Origin of the sequence: Methanoculleus horonobensis (assembly GCF_001602375.1) — an archaeon.
Classification (GTDB): Archaea; Halobacteriota; Methanomicrobia; order Methanomicrobiales; family Methanoculleaceae; genus Methanoculleus; species Methanoculleus horonobensis.
Genome location: NZ_BCNY01000011.1, coordinates 1 through 14,875 on the forward strand (window position 1 = coordinate 1; position 14,875 = coordinate 14,875).

The 14,875-nt window shown below is 61.7% G+C and carries 19 protein-coding genes; 1 reads left to right on the forward strand and 18 read right to left on the reverse strand.

Annotation, left to right across the window (positions count from 1 at the left end):
* Positions 1 to 568: 568 nt before the first annotated feature.
* Positions 569 to 1,429 (reverse strand): methyltransferase domain-containing protein, encoded by an 861-nt coding sequence (locus tag MCUHO_RS02080; protein WP_328585624.1) that lies wholly within the window; start codon positions 1,427 to 1,429, stop codon positions 569 to 571.
* 145 nt (positions 1,430 to 1,574) lie between these two features.
* Positions 1,575 to 2,954, reverse strand: a complete 1,380-nt coding sequence (locus tag MCUHO_RS02085; protein WP_235808131.1) for an MATE family efflux transporter — start codon at positions 2,952 to 2,954, stop codon at positions 1,575 to 1,577.
* A gap of 477 nt (positions 2,955 to 3,431) precedes the next feature.
* On the opposite strand from MCUHO_RS02085, the gene MCUHO_RS12720 reads away from it, so the two are divergent.
* On the forward strand, positions 3,432 to 5,243 hold the full coding sequence (locus MCUHO_RS12720; RefSeq protein ID WP_067072845.1) for a C45 family peptidase: 1,812 nt from the start codon (positions 3,432 to 3,434) through the stop codon (positions 5,241 to 5,243).
* Positions 5,244 to 5,378: 135 nt separating this feature from the next.
* Here MCUHO_RS12720 and MCUHO_RS02095 read toward each other — a convergent pair whose 3' ends face one another.
* From MCUHO_RS02095 to MCUHO_RS02170, 16 genes are read right to left on the reverse strand one after another with little or no spacing between them, the layout of a single operon-like run.
* A complete protein-coding gene (locus tag MCUHO_RS02095) occupies positions 5,379 to 5,945 on the reverse strand; it encodes a HemK2/MTQ2 family protein methyltransferase (protein WP_067072848.1) in 567 nt (188 codons plus the stop codon).
* 2 nt (positions 5,946 to 5,947) lie between these two features.
* Positions 5,948 to 6,721, reverse strand: coding sequence for a 16S rRNA (adenine(1518)-N(6)/adenine(1519)-N(6))-dimethyltransferase RsmA (gene rsmA, locus MCUHO_RS02100; protein ID WP_067072850.1), 774 nt, complete (start codon positions 6,719 to 6,721; stop codon positions 5,948 to 5,950).
* Positions 6,718 to 7,281 (reverse strand): DUF655 domain-containing protein, encoded by a 564-nt coding sequence (locus tag MCUHO_RS02105; RefSeq protein ID WP_067072852.1) that lies wholly within the window; start codon positions 7,279 to 7,281, stop codon positions 6,718 to 6,720. Before MCUHO_RS02105 ends, rsmA begins: the two co-directional genes overlap by 4 nt.
* A gap of 17 nt (positions 7,282 to 7,298) precedes the next feature.
* Positions 7,299 to 7,649, reverse strand: a complete 351-nt coding sequence (locus tag MCUHO_RS02110; RefSeq protein WP_067072855.1) for an RNA polymerase Rpb4 family protein — start codon at positions 7,647 to 7,649, stop codon at positions 7,299 to 7,301.
* A 21-nt stretch (positions 7,650 to 7,670) separates the two neighbouring features.
* Positions 7,671 to 7,964: a 50S ribosomal protein L21e gene (locus MCUHO_RS02115; RefSeq protein ID WP_067072864.1), complete on the reverse strand. Its 294-nt coding sequence runs from the start codon at positions 7,962 to 7,964 to the stop codon at positions 7,671 to 7,673.
* A 2-nt stretch (positions 7,965 to 7,966) separates the two neighbouring features.
* On the reverse strand, positions 7,967 to 9,205 hold the full coding sequence (locus tag MCUHO_RS02120) for a tRNA pseudouridine(54/55) synthase Pus10 (protein ID WP_067072868.1): 1,239 nt from the start codon (positions 9,203 to 9,205) through the stop codon (positions 7,967 to 7,969).
* Positions 9,205 to 9,774, reverse strand: coding sequence for a tRNA (pseudouridine(54)-N(1))-methyltransferase TrmY (gene trmY / locus MCUHO_RS02125; RefSeq protein WP_067072870.1), 570 nt, complete (start codon positions 9,772 to 9,774; stop codon positions 9,205 to 9,207). Before trmY ends, MCUHO_RS02120 begins: the two co-directional genes overlap by 1 nt.
* The gene (locus tag MCUHO_RS02130) at positions 9,771 to 11,102 is read right to left on the reverse strand and encodes a signal recognition particle protein Srp54 (RefSeq protein WP_067072872.1); all 1,332 of its coding nucleotides are present in this window, start codon (positions 11,100 to 11,102) and stop codon (positions 9,771 to 9,773) included. The genes trmY and MCUHO_RS02130 overlap by 4 nt, the downstream gene beginning before the upstream one ends.
* Positions 11,102 to 12,187 (reverse strand): signal recognition particle-docking protein FtsY, encoded by a 1,086-nt coding sequence (gene ftsY, locus MCUHO_RS02135; RefSeq protein WP_067072874.1) that lies wholly within the window; start codon positions 12,185 to 12,187, stop codon positions 11,102 to 11,104. The genes MCUHO_RS02130 and ftsY overlap by 1 nt, the downstream gene beginning before the upstream one ends.
* Entirely contained in the window at positions 12,187 to 12,636 is a 450-nt protein-coding gene (pfdA, locus tag MCUHO_RS02140) for a prefoldin subunit alpha (protein WP_067072876.1), read from the reverse strand. Before pfdA ends, ftsY begins: the two co-directional genes overlap by 1 nt.
* Before the next feature lies 1 nt (position 12,637).
* A complete protein-coding gene (gene rpl18a, locus MCUHO_RS02145) occupies positions 12,638 to 12,829 on the reverse strand; it encodes a 50S ribosomal protein L18Ae (RefSeq protein WP_067072878.1) in 192 nt (63 codons plus the stop codon).
* Positions 12,830 to 12,836: 7 nt separating this feature from the next.
* The gene (locus tag MCUHO_RS02150) at positions 12,837 to 13,499 is read right to left on the reverse strand and encodes a translation initiation factor IF-6 (RefSeq protein WP_067072880.1); all 663 of its coding nucleotides are present in this window, start codon (positions 13,497 to 13,499) and stop codon (positions 12,837 to 12,839) included.
* A 1-nt stretch (position 13,500) separates the two neighbouring features.
* Positions 13,501 to 13,764 carry a 50S ribosomal protein L31e gene (locus MCUHO_RS02155; RefSeq protein ID WP_067072881.1) on the reverse strand — a complete coding sequence of 88 codons (264 nt, stop codon included), beginning with the start codon at positions 13,762 to 13,764 and terminating at the stop codon, positions 13,501 to 13,503.
* Between the two features lie 4 nt (positions 13,765 to 13,768).
* The gene (locus MCUHO_RS02160; protein ID WP_054848054.1) at positions 13,769 to 13,921 is read right to left on the reverse strand and encodes a 50S ribosomal protein L39e; all 153 of its coding nucleotides are present in this window, start codon (positions 13,919 to 13,921) and stop codon (positions 13,769 to 13,771) included.
* Between the two features lie 21 nt (positions 13,922 to 13,942).
* Positions 13,943 to 14,533, reverse strand: a complete 591-nt coding sequence (locus tag MCUHO_RS02165) for a DUF7411 family protein (protein WP_067072884.1) — start codon at positions 14,531 to 14,533, stop codon at positions 13,943 to 13,945.
* Positions 14,533 to 14,871, reverse strand: coding sequence for a DNA-binding protein (locus tag MCUHO_RS02170; protein ID WP_067072886.1), 339 nt, complete (start codon positions 14,869 to 14,871; stop codon positions 14,533 to 14,535). Before MCUHO_RS02170 ends, MCUHO_RS02165 begins: the two co-directional genes overlap by 1 nt.
* Between the last annotated feature and the right edge of the window lie 4 nt (positions 14,872 to 14,875).

Here is a 14,875-nt window from a genome sequence, read left to right on the forward strand (position 1 = left end):
AGGAACAGAGCTCGAGCACCGCAAGGTGCGAGTGGCGACGTTCCGAAGGAACAGAGCTCGAGCACCGCAAGGTGCGAGTGGCGACGTTCCGAAGGAACAGAGCTCGAGCACCGCAAGGTGCGAGTGGAGACGTTCCGAAGGAACAGAGCTCGAGCACCGCAAGGTGCGAGTGGAGACGTTCCGAAGGAACAGAGCTCGAGCACCGCAAGGTGCGAGTGGAGACGTTCCGAAGGAACAGAGCTCGAGCACCGCAAGGTGCGAGTGGAGACGTTCCGAAGGAACAGAGCTCGAGCACCGCAAGGTGCGAGTGGAGACGTTCCGAAGGAACAGAGCTCGAGCACCGCAAGGTGCGAGTGGAGACGTTCCGAAGGAACAGAGCTCGAGCACCGCAAGGTGCGAGTGGAGACGTTCCGAAGGAACAGAGCTCGAGCACCGCAAGGTGCGAGTGGAGACGTTCCGAAGGAACAGAGCTCGAGCACCGCAAGGTGCGAGTGGCGACGTTCCGAAGGAACGGAGCCGGAACACCTCAGGTGCGAGTGGCGACGGGCGCGAGCACCCCAAATCCGGGTCAGGGCTCCGGGTCTCTGACCGCCTCCACCTCCAGGCGCACCATGGGGACGTGGATCCGGCCGTCGGCCGAGGGGAACCGCTCCACGTATCGGCTCACCACCTCTTCGATGAACGCCGGCCGGAGATCTTCAGGCAGCGGCTTCAGGTAGAGGTGCCAGATGGTCCGAACCCACCCCGCAAGGCCGTCAGGGAGATCGAACGCCATGTCTTTCCCGATCAACTCGGCCCGCAGGGGCGTGAGCCCTGCCGCTTCCAGCAGTTCACGCTCCTCCTCGGGGCCGTAGAAGGCGTAACTCGGGGCCAGGCCGGCGAAGAGTTTCCTCCACGGATCATCTGCGAGCATCTCGTTCGCGATCGCCATGATCGGCGCGGCGTTGCCTCTCCCGCCCATCTGGAGAAGGATCCTTCCCCCCGGCCGGAGAGCGTGAGCGATACCGGAAAAGACCCTGCCGTGGTCGGGAACCCAGTGCAGGGCGGCATTCGAGAAGACGACGTCGAACTCCTCATCGAACGGCAGGTCGAGCATGTCGCCCTCGATGAACCGGAGGTTCGGATACTGCTCTGAGGGGAAGCGTTCCCGGGCGAAGGCGATCATATCGCAGGAGAGATCGAGGCCGAGCGCCGAGCCGGAGGGGAGGCAGGCCGCGATCTCCGCGGTCACCTTCCCCTCGCCGCACCCGAGGTCGAGCACCCGCTCGTCGCCGGCAAGCGCGAGTTTTGCAATCAGTTCATGCGCCCAGGCCTGCTGCGCGGCGGAGTGCTGCCCATAGTCCTTTGGATTCCACGCGTGCGTGATGATACTCCCTCCGTGCGAGTTCCCCGCCGGAACAGCGGCCAGGCTCTCACAGATGAGAGGTATCGCCGCTACAAGGCATCAAGTTACCTGCAACGGGTCGTGACGGCAGGTGCTTGAGACATCCGGATTCTCAGCCGTCAGCGAAGCACCCCGGCCGGAGACTCCGTGCGGGGTTGATCGAAAAAATGGTTGCCGGAGATTCTCCGGATCAATTCTCTCCGCCGAGATTCAGTTTCTTTGTCTTCCAGGCCCCCTGCCTGTAAAAGAACAGATCGCACAGGAACACCACCACGGTGCCGCAGACCACCGCGAACCAGATGGCCTGCAGCGGCATCTGCATCGCCACAAAGACCGCAGCAACTCCCACCTGCACGATCAACTGCCCTGCGATCGCCGCATACATGCCGGGTCTCGTCATCCCCGCACCGTTCATCGCAAACCCCATCGTCATCGCCATAGCGATCACGAAGTAGGACGTCGGGATTATCTGCATGAACAGGACGCCGTCTGCAAGCGACTCGCCCGTCGCGCCGAAGAACGCCAGGAGATGCTTCGCGGAGAGCAGGTAGAAGACGCCCACGATCGCCATGAACGATGCGTTCACGATCATTGCGAGCCGGACCGCTTTCTCCGCTCTCTCCACTTTTCCCGCTCCCAGGTTCTGCCCGACCATCACCGCGACTCCTGTGCAGAGCCCCATCACGAAGACCAGACCCAGCATATCCAGACGCTGGCAGATGCCGTATGCCGCCACCGCCGCCGTGCCGTATAGCGCAACGATCGCTGTCATCCCCAGGAACGCAAAACTCCGGACTCCGCTCTGCACCGCCGAAGGTATCGTGACCTTCACGACGTCCTTGATCAGTTGTGGTTCGAGCGTCCATTTCTCTGGAAACCTGACCGGTCCGTTCTTTCTCGACGGCAGATACATCACCCCGATCAGAAGCAGCACGCCGATCGCGCGCGAGGCAAGGGACGCATACGCAGATCCGGCTATTCCAAACGCCGGGAGTCCGCCAAGACCCATGATCAGCGTCGGGTTCAGAACAATGTTCACGATGTTCACTGCGATCATCACGTACATCGGTGTTCTTGAATCTCCCGTGCTCTGGAACACGGTCGTCAGGATCATCAGCGTGACGAACGCAAACATTCCCATCAGCATCGGGGAGAGGAAGCGTGCTCCCTCCGCTGCAACCCCGGGATCGGCTCCGAGAAGCAGGAGGAGATCCTGTGACCAGAACATACCGATGACCATAAGGATCGCCGAGAAGGCGAGTGCCAGATAAAGCGAATGCGAAAGGATCACCGGGATGCGTTCATACCGCTCTGACCCGTAGGCTCGCGAGACGAATGCAGCCGTTGCCGTTACGGTCCCAAAGATCACTGTTGTAAGCACTATTATGATGGATATGCTCATCGCTCCGCCGGCGATCGAGACGTCGCCAAGTTTGCCGATGAAATACATATCCGCCACCTCCAGAACGCTCGCGAGGAGATTACTGATGATGATCGGAAGAGCCACGACCAAAAGACCTTTTCCGACCGGTCCCTCGGTGAGGAGATTATTGGAGTATTTTATCGTCAAGGTATTACCTATCATATGAGTTGAAGAAGAATAAAGATTGACCAATACATTAAACTATAATTTTCCCCAGAATCTAGAAAAAGGGGCGAATACAGGATTCAATCAGGCCATTAGAAGCACTCGAACGAGGGGTGTTTTTAGCAGAGAATCATCGCCCGGCACTTCGCAAAAAATCCTGCGGAAACTCCGGGGAAGGTCAAACCGCCGAGGAAATGCCGCATAACGGCGAATACCGACCCGGTTTCCACGTTCCGGCCGAAACCGGACTTGGGAGGGCATCAACAGGCTCTATACCTTCGGCAACGGGCCGCCCGGCAGTCCTGCAGGCCATCACGCTCCGCCCCCTCACTCTTGAACCATCCTGGACTTAAAAAGCCGATAACCAGCAAAATTGACCAGGATTCTCGCGCTTCGGCACGTATCGCACACAGGAACACTTCAATACGATTTTATCCTCCTCTGTCGGAAGAAAAAGTAATGAACCAGGTACCAGAGCGCCTCCTGCGCGTTTGCCTGCCCGCGTGCATCCTCGGCGTGGCGATCCTTCTCATCGCCGCTGCAGGCTGCACGAACACCGCCTCGACCGGTGGAAATTCCATCTCCGGGAGTGTGATGGGGGATTACGCGGGAGGAACAATCTACGTCGCGGCGATCGACGCCGCGGCGTATACGGCATCGGATATCAGGGTTATGGAGACCGGGGAGCATCCCGAGCGCTCGCAGTACGTCAGCGGCTTTGCCGCGCTCGATGCGCCGGGCGATTACGTCATCTCCAAACTTCCCCCGGGCAACTACACCGTCTACGCCTGGGCGGATACGGATGATGACAACCGGATCGACCACCTCGATTACCGCGACCCGACCGGGTGGTACTGCACGCCGTCGCACCTTACCCCCGTCGGAGTCGCCGTTACGCCCGGAAGTGCCGCGACCGGCATCGATGTAACCCTCGTCGCCCCGACGCCCTACCCCGACGACGATCGGGAGATCGCCGTCGGCAACGGCGGCGGAAGGCTCACTGTCCAGAAAGGCTGCCACGTCCTCCAGGTATGGGGAACGCCGGAGGAACGGGCGTATGCCTACGGCTACCTCTGCGGCCCGCAGATCCGGGACTGGATCGACTACGTCCTGATCGAGTCGTTCATGCAGTCGCCCGCCGACTACGAGGAACTCTTCGTCCCCTACATCAGGGAACATATGGCACCGGCAAACCCGGGATACATGGCCGAGCTCGACGCCATGCTCGCCGGGATGGCCGCGAGCGGCACTGACCTCTACCTTCCCTCGGTCTCGCGGAACATCACCCGCTACGACCTCCTTGCCGAGAACACCTACGACTTCATGCTCTACTACAAACTCTACGGCCTTTACATGGGAGACCTCGGCATCAACCGCACCGTGACCGGTGACGCCGGCGTCTCGCCGCATCTCTGCACGAGCGCGATCGCCTGGGGCAACCTGACGGAGAACGACGAGCTTGCCGGCGGGTTGATCCACGGCAAGAACATGGACGGTGAGAACGACCTGCGGAAGGTCACGGTGAACAGCCTGCTCGTCATCGCGACCGACCCGGGTCCGGGCGCGAAACGCACGGTCGGGATAGACTGGCCCGGGTTCATCGGGACGTTCAACGGCATGAACGAGGACGGCCTGGTGCTCGTGCCCCACTCGTCGCCGTCGATCCCGGACTGGAACGCGACCGATCTCATGCCCACCACCTTCCTCTACAGGAATACGCTCCAGAGCGAGAACGACGTTGCCGGGGCATGGGCCTACTGGGAGAAGGCCAACGGAACCAGGACCGGCGGGAACAACGCAGGGGTCTCGGCTCCCTACGGGAACGGGACGGGAAGCGTCCCGGCGGCCTTCGAGACGGACTCCTACGGCGGCGCGGTGCGAGGACCGGGCGTCGTCGAACCGGGCGACTGCCTGCTTATCGCGAACAACTACTACCTCTACCGGGGCGCCTATCCCTCCGCCGTCGAGCGGGTGGACGGCTATCACGCCGAAGTCAGGCCCGAGGACTACCGCTACCAGAACATGCTCGCCCTCCTCGACAGTTACCAAAAGAGAACCATCGGCACGCCGGAGATGATCGCGCTCATGCAGTCGGCGTCCGTCTCGGAGGAGTACCGGGGCACCACCGAGTACACCTTCATCGCGTACCCGGACGCGGGTGCGTTCGCCGTTGCAAAAGAGGACCTCGCGAAGGGGATTTTAGATGCACCGTTCGCGGAGTTCGCGCACTTCACCTTCGACGAGGTGTTCGAGAGGCCCTCGACGGTGTGACCGGAAGGACTCGCCACTCTTTTTTCCATCAAAACACGCAAGAAAACCGCAGATGCTGTTTTGCGGATTATTTTCCGGCCGAAAATCCAGACAACAGGCGACGCCGTGCGAGACTCGAACCTGCTACCCGGAACATCACGCCCCCATCCGGCAGAGGTCCCGTATCGCCCGGAGGACGTAGAGCCGCTCCCCCTCGAGCGGTTCCTCGTCGACGACGAACGAGACGAACCCCTGGCGGGCGAAGAGTTCCCGGACTTCACCCGGCCCGGTCAGCGACGAGACCAGGAGCAGGATGCGCCCATAGAGCGAAAGCACCCGCCCGGCCTCCGCAACGAACCGCTCGATCGTCGCCCGCCCCGTCGGCCCACCGTCGAGAGCATACTCCAGCCAGTCGCCGATACGCTCATCGGGAGCCGTCGGGAGGTAAGGCGGGTTGAAGAGGATGAGATCGAAGGGGCCGGAGAGCCCCGCGACAAGGTCGGTTCTGACCGTCGCCACCCCACGGGCGCGGGCGCACGCCACCGCGTGGGGGTTGATATCGGTCGCGGCCACGCTCGCCGCCCGGCCGAGAAGCCCGGCAGCAACGTAGCCGCTCCCGGTCCCGACCTCGAGCACCCGATCAGTCGCCCGGACCTCCCGCTCTGCCGCCCGGAGGAGGAGAAACGAGTCTTCGGCGGGAGGATAAACCTGATCGGGGAGCATCCCTAACCCCCGCTCATCTTGTTCGCGATCAGGGCGAACTCCTCGAGCGTCAGGTCTTCGGGGCGGCGCTGCAGGAGGTCATCGGGAAGACTCGCAATCGTCCGCCCGATCGCCTCCGGCGAAAACGCATCCTTCCCGCTCCGGAGACCCTTCCGGACGGTCTTACGCCGGTGGGAGAAGAGCACCCGGACGATGTCCGCGTAGACCTGCCTGTCCGCGATCGGGTGCGGCGGCTCGTGCGGCGTGATTCTGACCACCCAGGAACGAACCGCGGGCCTCGGGCGGAACGAACCTGGCCCGAGGTCGAGGAGCGGTTTTACCGAGGCGTAGGTCTGCACCATCACCGAGAGACGGCCCACATTCGGCGTCCCCGGCGGCGCGACCATCCGCTGGGCGAACTCCTTCTGATACATCAGGACAGCGACCTCAAAGCCGATCTCAAGCAGCCGGAACGTGATCTTCGAAGAAACGGAGTAGGGGAGGTTTGCGACGACGATATCGAACGGCGGGATATCCACCTTCTTCGCGTCGCCCAGGATGATCTCGAGACGCCCCTCCTCGATCTCGCCGGCGAACGTGATCTCGAGCTCCTCCACGAGAGCCGGATCGATCTCTACGGCGATGACGGTTGCGCCCCGGTCGAGGAGAGCGCGAGTGAGGATCCCTTCACCGGGCCCGATCTCAAGCACCCTCCTCCCGGAGACGTCGACAAAACCGGCAATCTTCTCGACGGCCCTTTTGTCGACGAGAAAATGCTGGTCTCTCGGAGCGCTCATCTCGAGGTAAAGACGTGGTATTTCTCGTCCGGATCCTCGATCTCGCGCAGGATCCTGCTGACGATCATCCTGTCCGGATGCGGGAGCGACTTGATCCGCCCGGAGATCTCGGCGAAACTCTCGAACGGCTTCTTTCCGCGCTGTTCGAGGATCTCCCACATCAACTTCTTCCCGATACCGGGGAGCAGGTGCAGCATGTGGAACTTCGGCGTGATAGGCACGGACTTGTTGAAGAAGTCGACGAACCGCGATTCGTTCTCGCGGACGATCTGCTCGACCACGAACGGTAACTCGAGTTTCGCCGTCGCCGTCAGGTCGTCGAAGCTGATCCGCCGCTTGACGCGCTCGATCTTCTCCCGTTCCGCATCGCCGATATAGACGCGATCGTAGAGCTGGATATCCGCACCCTGCTTCGGGATGAGTTCGAGCAGTTTGAATTGATCCACGCCGACCGCCTGAACAACCGGCTCGCGCTTGTAGACCGGGCGCTGCTCGCTCACGTACCCCATGGGGAGGACATCGATAACTACCGCGTTCTCCTCTTTCCTTTCGGTCTTCATCGGCACCACCCCTTCAATCAGAAGTGGGTCATTACCAGGTCGAGGATCTCGTCCAGCTCTTCCGTTGTAAGGTTGAACCGTTCTTTGGCGTAGATTGCCCGCAGTTCGTCACGGGTTCGCGGCATCAGGTTCGCGATGCGGTAGGCGATATCCTCCTTCATCTTCTCGAGTTTCACGAGCTCCTCGACAAGGGCGTGAGCCTTCTCGGAAGATGTTTTTGAAAGCTGGTTGGCATGCTCGATGCTCTTACGAAGTTCGTAGGACATCTCCTCTCCGGACTCGAGCCGGACTGCCTCCACCGTAAGAAGAGTGTCCCGCAACTCGGGAAGCAGCATCCGCTCTTCGCTTACAATTCGTTTTACCTTCATGCCAACCACTACTGTTGAGGATTATACTTTCTGCGCTTTTAGATGTTGCGGTCTCGCAATCACCTGTTTTACCGAATCTCCATCCCTGACTTCGAGCACCCATGCGCGTCCGCGCTGTCCGATGACCGTTCCGGTCTTCCCGTGGAATCTCCGGTGGGGCATGCCCTTCTGGACACTCGGCTCGACCACGACGTGCACTCTCTGCCCGATCTCGAAGTTCTGGATCACCGAGGTGACCGGCGGAATACCGCGCTTTCTGAGGTCCTTCTTGAACTTATACCGCGTCTTCTTGCGTGGTCCATTGTGATGTGCCATGATTACTCACCATACTCGTTTGCTGTTTTGACCAGCACCACATCGAGGCTGACAACACTTGCGGTGCGCCCCAGGATCTGGGCAAGGCCGGGCTGGGTTCTGCCGCTGTCACCCGATATCAGTTCTTTGATGTAGAGGCCCGCTTCGCCGACGACTTCAACCCAGTATCTGCCGTCGACGCTACCCGTACATTCGATATCGAGGACACGCCGTTCCCGAACTTTATCTGCCCGTCGGTGTGACACCCGTAAAGGGGTGCGCTGTCGTATCGTTACACCTTTTAACTGATCGAGGGCCGCTCTGAACTCATCTGGGGTTACAGAACCGTCGATCTCGACCAGGATCCTGTATTTTTTATGCGCTTTGTCGGATTTAAGGCTTTGCACCTTCTTCCGGTCCGCCCATCCGTCAAGGTGAACCGCCACCCGGCCTTCGGCCGTACGGTTGATCTCCACTTCAAGTGCCGCAAGATCCACCGAACGCTTCCGCGGCGCCTCAATCTCCATCACGAAGGGGCGGCCCGACCCGAGCATCCGGGCGTCGATATCCTCTCTTCCGGCACCGTGCAGGACGGCGTTCTCGCCGTCGAATGCCTCAATCGCCGGCCGGCCGATCAGTTCCTCGACGGAGTCGGCATACTGCTTGCCGGTGAAGTTGCACTTCTCGCACCCCGCACCCCGGCACGCACGGCAGTCCCAGTGGGTCTGGGGGATCCCGCGCTCGTACTTCAGGTAGCGGCCGACGAAGAAGACGGGGTTCACCTGCACCTCGACAGTGCCGTCCGCAAGGTCGAGGAGCGCGACGATGTCGGGCTTCTTCAAGTCGGCCGTCTTTCCCGAGAGAGCCGAGACGGCTTTCCCGACCTCCCGGTTCATCTCGGCCTTCAGCGGTTCGGGGTCGCGGAGCGAGAGATCGCTCCAGACCATCTCCTCGCTCTCCGCGACGAGCGGCGGCACCTTCGTCCCGATAAGGAAGGTCTCGAACTCGATGCCGTCCACTGCCTCGACGACTCTCTTTGCCCAGTCTTCGGCGCGGGAGAGCTCGCCGGCGCATATCCAGCAAGAATCCGGGTCCGGTTCGCGGTGCGGCTCGTTCGCCGCAAGCTCGTGGGTGACTCTGAGAGCCCTGCCCCGCTCCTCGTTCGTAAGTCCGAACGACCGCTTGCCGAAGAAACGCCCGAGGCAGTGGTTGCAGGTATCGCCGTATCCAAGAATTGCTTCTACCTCTTGTATGATATCCATCAGGATTCCCTCCGGTCCATCTCGTTTAAGAGGACGGTGATCGTGTGATCGGCGTGCAGCGACCGCGGGCCGACCGAGTAGCGGGGGTAGCCCGCGATCGAAGCCTCCTCCTCCCCGGTGAAGTTGTGGTGATCCGAGAGGAGATAGTTCTCCGGGAGGTCCGGAACCTCCCTGACGTCCTCGCCCGCCTCGTCGAGCACCGCGAACGGGATCTCGGCAAGCAGCCGGGAGAGCCCGCCGCGGCGGACGTAGACGCCCGGAGTCGACTCCCGGAACTCGTCTCCGCAGGGGATCGAGAGCGCCTTCTTGATCAGGGCGGCGCTGCTCCGCTCGTCGGGCGAGAGGTGCCGGACTTCGTTCCCCCGGAAGAGGACGGTCTTCTCGGGGCCGGGCTCCCCGCAGAGAACGAGGTAGCACTCGACGTCGCGGCGCAGATCGTGAGAAAGGAAGAACGCGGAGTTGACGGAGCGGCAGAGGACGTCCATCCTCCCGCCGCTCCCGGGGAGATCGTTGAGGCTGAAGGTGCCGCTCGTCACGGCAAGGTGCCCCACGACGGCAAACCGCTTCATCTACTGGGTCCGCCGAACTTCTTCATCATGCGCTGCATGTTGAACTTGCCGCCGCCCATGCCCCGCATGCCCTTTAAGGCACGCTGCATGATCTTGTAGTACTTGATGAGGTCGCGGACGTCGTCGGGCGTCACGCCGGCGCCCCGGGCGATGCGCTGGATCCGGGAACTCCCGATCATCGACGGGTCGTCGAGTTCCGGGGGCGTCATCGAGTCCATGATCACCTTGTAGCGCTGCATCTTCGTGCTGGTGATGTCGTAGGCGTCGTCCGGGATCTGCATGCCGCCGAGGGGGAGCATGCTCATGATCTGCCGTAACGGCCCCATCTTGTTCAGGGCCTCGAGCTGCTTGTACATGTCCCGGAGCGTGAACTTGCCCTTGAGCATCGCGTTGACGTCGAGATCCTCGCCCGAGACGGCTTCCTCCGCCCGCTCGACGAGCGCTTTCAAGTCGCCCATCCCGAGCAGCCGGGAGATGAACCCGTCCGGGTCGAACCGCTCGAGGTCGTCGATCGTCTCGCCGCTCCCGATGAAGACGATGCCGCTCTGCGTCTCGGCAACCGCCGAGAGCGCACCGCCGCCTTTCGCCGTGCCGTCCATCTTCGTGACGAGGACGCCGTCGATCCCGATCGCCTCGTGGAACCGGCGGGCCTGCTCGCTCGCCTGCTGGCCGAGCGCCGCATCGATCACGAGCCACCGGTGCTCGGCGTGTGAGATCTCGTTGATGTTGACGATCTCCTCGATCAGGTTCTCCTCAAGGGCGTGCCGCCCCTGGGTATCGATGATGATGACCTCGTAGAGCTTGCGGTACTTCGGGAGGCCTTCGCGGACGATCTTGAGTGCATCGGCCTCCTTCGGGTCCCCGAAGCACGGGACGCTGATCCGGTCGCAGAGCGTCTTCAACTGCTCGTAGGCACCCGGCCGGAATGTGTCGGCGCAGATCACCCCGACCCGCAGCCCTTTGCGCTGGAAGTAGCGGGCGAGTTTCGCCGTCGTCGTGGTCTTCCCGCTCCCCTGCAGTCCCGCCATCAGGATCGTCTGGGGCTCGAGCGCCACCTCGCCGGGCGATCCCATCATCCGGACGAGTTCCTGATAGACGATCCGCAGAACGTGCTCGCGGACGCCCATCCCCTTCGGGGGTTCCTCCTCGAGGGCGCGCTGCTTGATCGCCTGGGAGAGGTGCATCACGAGTTTGACGTTGACGTCGGCGGAGAGGAGCGCCCGCTGCAGGTCGCGCACCAGTTCGTCGACCGCCGCCCGGTCGATCACCGTCTTGCCGGCGAGTTTCTTGACGGCGTCCTTTAAGGACGTGCCGAGGTTATCGAGCATCAGGATTCATCTCCCAGAAGTTCGCTCACCACCGCCCCGGGTTCGAACGCCATGATGTCGTCGTAGCCCTGGCCGGTGCCGAGGAAGAGGATCGGTTTTCCCACGGTGTGGGCGACCGATATGGCCGCGCCCCCCTTCGGGTCCATGTCCGCCTTCGTCAGGACGACCGCGTCGGTGCCGACGGCCTTGTTGAACTCGTCGGCACGGATGACCGCATCGTTCCCCGCAACCGCCTCGTCGACGTAGACGACGAGATCGGGCTTCATGACCCGCCGGATCTTCTCGAGCTGGTTCATGAGGTTCGCCCGGTTGTGGAACCGGCCGGCCGTATCGGCGAGGACGACGTCGATATCGTGCGCTTTTGCGTACTGGACGGCGTCGAAGAGAACCGCGGAGGGGTCGGCGCCCGCCTGGTGCTGGATCGTCTTGATCCCGAGGCGGTCGGCGTGGGTCCGTATCTGCTCGATCGCACCCGCACGGAAGGTGTCCCCTGCACCGATCACGACCGTAAAGCCGTTCTTCTGCAGGTACTGCCCGACCTTCGCGACGGTCGTCGTCTTGCCGGTCCCGTTCACGCCGGTGAAGAGGATCTTCACCGGGCGCTCGTGCTCACGGATGTAGCGCGAGAGGTCGAGCCCCTCCCCGAGCACCCCGCAGAGCGCGGAGCGCAGGGTCGATACGACCAGGTCGTCGACCGAGGCGCCGATCTTACGGTGCCTGCCCACGAGGTCGCGGCGCATCCGGGCGATGATCTCGTCCGTGACCGGGAGCGCGACATCGTTTTCGAGAAGCACCATCTCGAGTTCCAGGAGTGACTCCTCGAGGTCTTTCTCCTGGAGGAGAACTTCCCTGTCCCGGACAAGAACCTTCACCTTCTCAAAAAACGTAGGCTTCTCCCGGGCCTCCTGCACCGCCTCCTCCGCGATGGAAGGTTCGGGCTGTACGGCGGGGACGGGTTCTTGAGTCCCCGCTCCCTCCGGGAGTTCTGCAACCTGCGGCTCCGGTTCGGCCGCGGCAGCCTCCTCGATATTCGAGGCGAATTTTGTCCTGATATTCTGAAGTTTTTTCTTTAAGGAATCAAACATTATGAACTTCCGCCCTGGCCTGCCTGAGCCTGCCGGGCCCCCCGATACGCCGCCTCGAGGCGCCGGGAGATCTCCGTTGCCTGGCCCTGAAGTTGTTCGACCGAACCCGCGACCTTCTTCGCGAGCGCCTCAAGTTCGGTTATCCGATCCTCCAGATACTCCACCGCATCCGCGGTGGCCCTCTCGACGGAGACGTCCGCCCCGATGTTCACGAGAACGTTGCCGGCATCGAGCACCTTCACCCGGAGGTAGGCACCTCCACCGATGGGGAGCAGGACGGCACCGTCCGCGTTCTCCTGGATGGCGCGAAGAGTCTCGATGGCGGCGGTGCCCTCAAGGCGCTGCTGCTCGATCATCGAGAGTTGCTGCGTCATGAGTTCGATCTGCTGCCCGTACTCGTTCAAGTACATCTGGAGGGTCTGTATCTCGCGAGGATCTGCCTGATTCACGTTATTCACCAGCTACTACGTTAACCGATTCGATAGAGATATAACTTCTCTTCAGGCGGTGTTTGCTCCCGATATCGGCAAGAACCCTTTCTTTTGCCTGGTTCTCGTTCGGGGCGCCGACGACCTTGCGGTACGGTTTCCACTCGTTGTTGATCTTGCACGCGCCTACAACTTCAAACATCTGGTTCTCCATGCTTGTATCACTCCAAAAACCCAAAGACTTCTTCTATTCGTCCCAGCTCAAACCCGGTCGTGACGGATCCTGCGACGTATCCCCTGCTGTTTGCAAGGAGCCCGGTACCCACGAGACCGCTGCCCATGTTGACCGACCCAAGCCCAATCGGAAGATCGACCACCCGCTCGAGGTTCGCGATCTCCGTATCGTTGGCTCTTGGGTGGACAAGGATACCCTTGTTCGTCGCGAACCCGGCCATGCCGACGGTCTTGATACCGCCGAGCGATAACCGGACCACCGGCACCCCGAGGAACGACCCGATCTCTTCGGCAACATCGAACGGCATCTCGGGGTGGACGGCGGCAACGTAATCGTTTGCGAGAATAACGTTGCCGGCCGCGTTCATGGCCCCCTCGAGCAGGAATATATCCCGGTACTCGCTCAGGACCGCCAGTTCCTCGTCGGTGGCAAGGCCGCTGACGACCAGGCCCTGGCTGTTTCCGGAGACAAGCGAACCGATGATGCTGCTACCCTGGATGAAGGTGCTCACGATCTCGAGATCGAGTTCCCGTACGAGGGTCTCGGTGAACTCCGCAGGCGCCCCGGGGTATACGATCGCTATATCCTCAAACACCCGGGCATAAACGCCGATGTTCGGATCGCCGGCGAGATCGATCGTCCCCGTCATTTCACTCCTCGGCGAGTTCGGCCTGAACCTGCCCGTCCTCGAACTTCATCGCGCGAACGCGAATCTTGCGGGGCGGTTTGGAACTGCCGTTCTCCCAGACCTTCTCGTTGATGCTCTTATCGAGTTTGATGTCCTCGCTCTTCATGTGCCGCACAAGAAATGCCCTGATGTCCTTGATTGCGGTGTTGCCCCGCTTCCACCGGGGTGAACGCTTCACCTCGCGGAGGGGTATGATATAGATATGCTCCTTCAATGCTTCTGCCATAGCCTTACACCTTCAGGGAACTCCGTCTCCAGTTGCGGCGCCTCGGATGCGACGCAACCGCACGGTTGGTCTTGATCATCACCCATGCAGGCACGCGGCGGTTCTGCTCGCATGCCTTTGCCAGCCGGATCTTCCGGCCCTTCATTAATTTACTCATGATTGTTCACTCTCGTAATATTCAGGTCTCTCTCCTCGCGACCACCAGCGACTGCAGGTGGCTGGAGGGGAAGAGCGACGCCGGGTCGATGCCGCGGGCGCAAAGGGCGCTCCTTATCTCTCCTTCGTAGTCGCCGTTCCCGATGCTGCCGGTCTCCCCGTACCGCACCACGAGCAATCGCTTACAGAGCCGCTCCACCTCGGTTTTCCCGTAGCCGAGGAGCGGCCGGACGTAGGAGCAGCCGGTGGTCATCTCCAGGTGCTGGACCTCGGGGCGTTCGAGCCGGGGGACCCGGTCCTCACGGCGGGTGCCGTCGCCGACCACCGCATACTCGGCCGCGAGGGTCTCGACAGCCGTCCGGTGAACCATATCGATCGCGTCGTTCGGGTATCCGCACGAGAGAAGCAGGTCGACGGCTTCAGAGAGCAGGTCTCTTCCAAGCACTCTCTTACGGAAGGGGAGGCCCAGGGCGGCCGCTGCGGCCTGCACCCCGGGAACCTCGCGGTCGGGATCGAATACACAGGTATTCAGTTCCACGCCGTAATCGCGCGCGAGCATTATCGCCGCGAGCGCGCTGTCTTTTCCACCCGAGAAGAGCACACCTGCTTCCATTATTTCCGCGTAATCCTGAAATCTCTCTTCGTCGGCGTCAGCTGGCCAAGCAGGGCTTTCAGCTGCTCGTCGGTGATCCGCTGACGGACCCTGCCGCTCTGGGCCAGCATTACCAGCTGCTGCTCGACCGCTTTCGCAAACTCCGGTCGGGTCAACTTGATGGTGTTGAGTCTCTCCCTCGCTTCAGGTTCGAGGATCTCCATGAGCGCGGCACGGACCTGTGCATCGATCTGCTGCTGGCGTGCGGCCTCTTCCTCCATACCCTGCTGATCCATCGCCTGCCGCTGCATCTGTTCCATTCTGCGGCGGCGCAGTTCGGCGAGTTCGTCGTCTACCATCAGT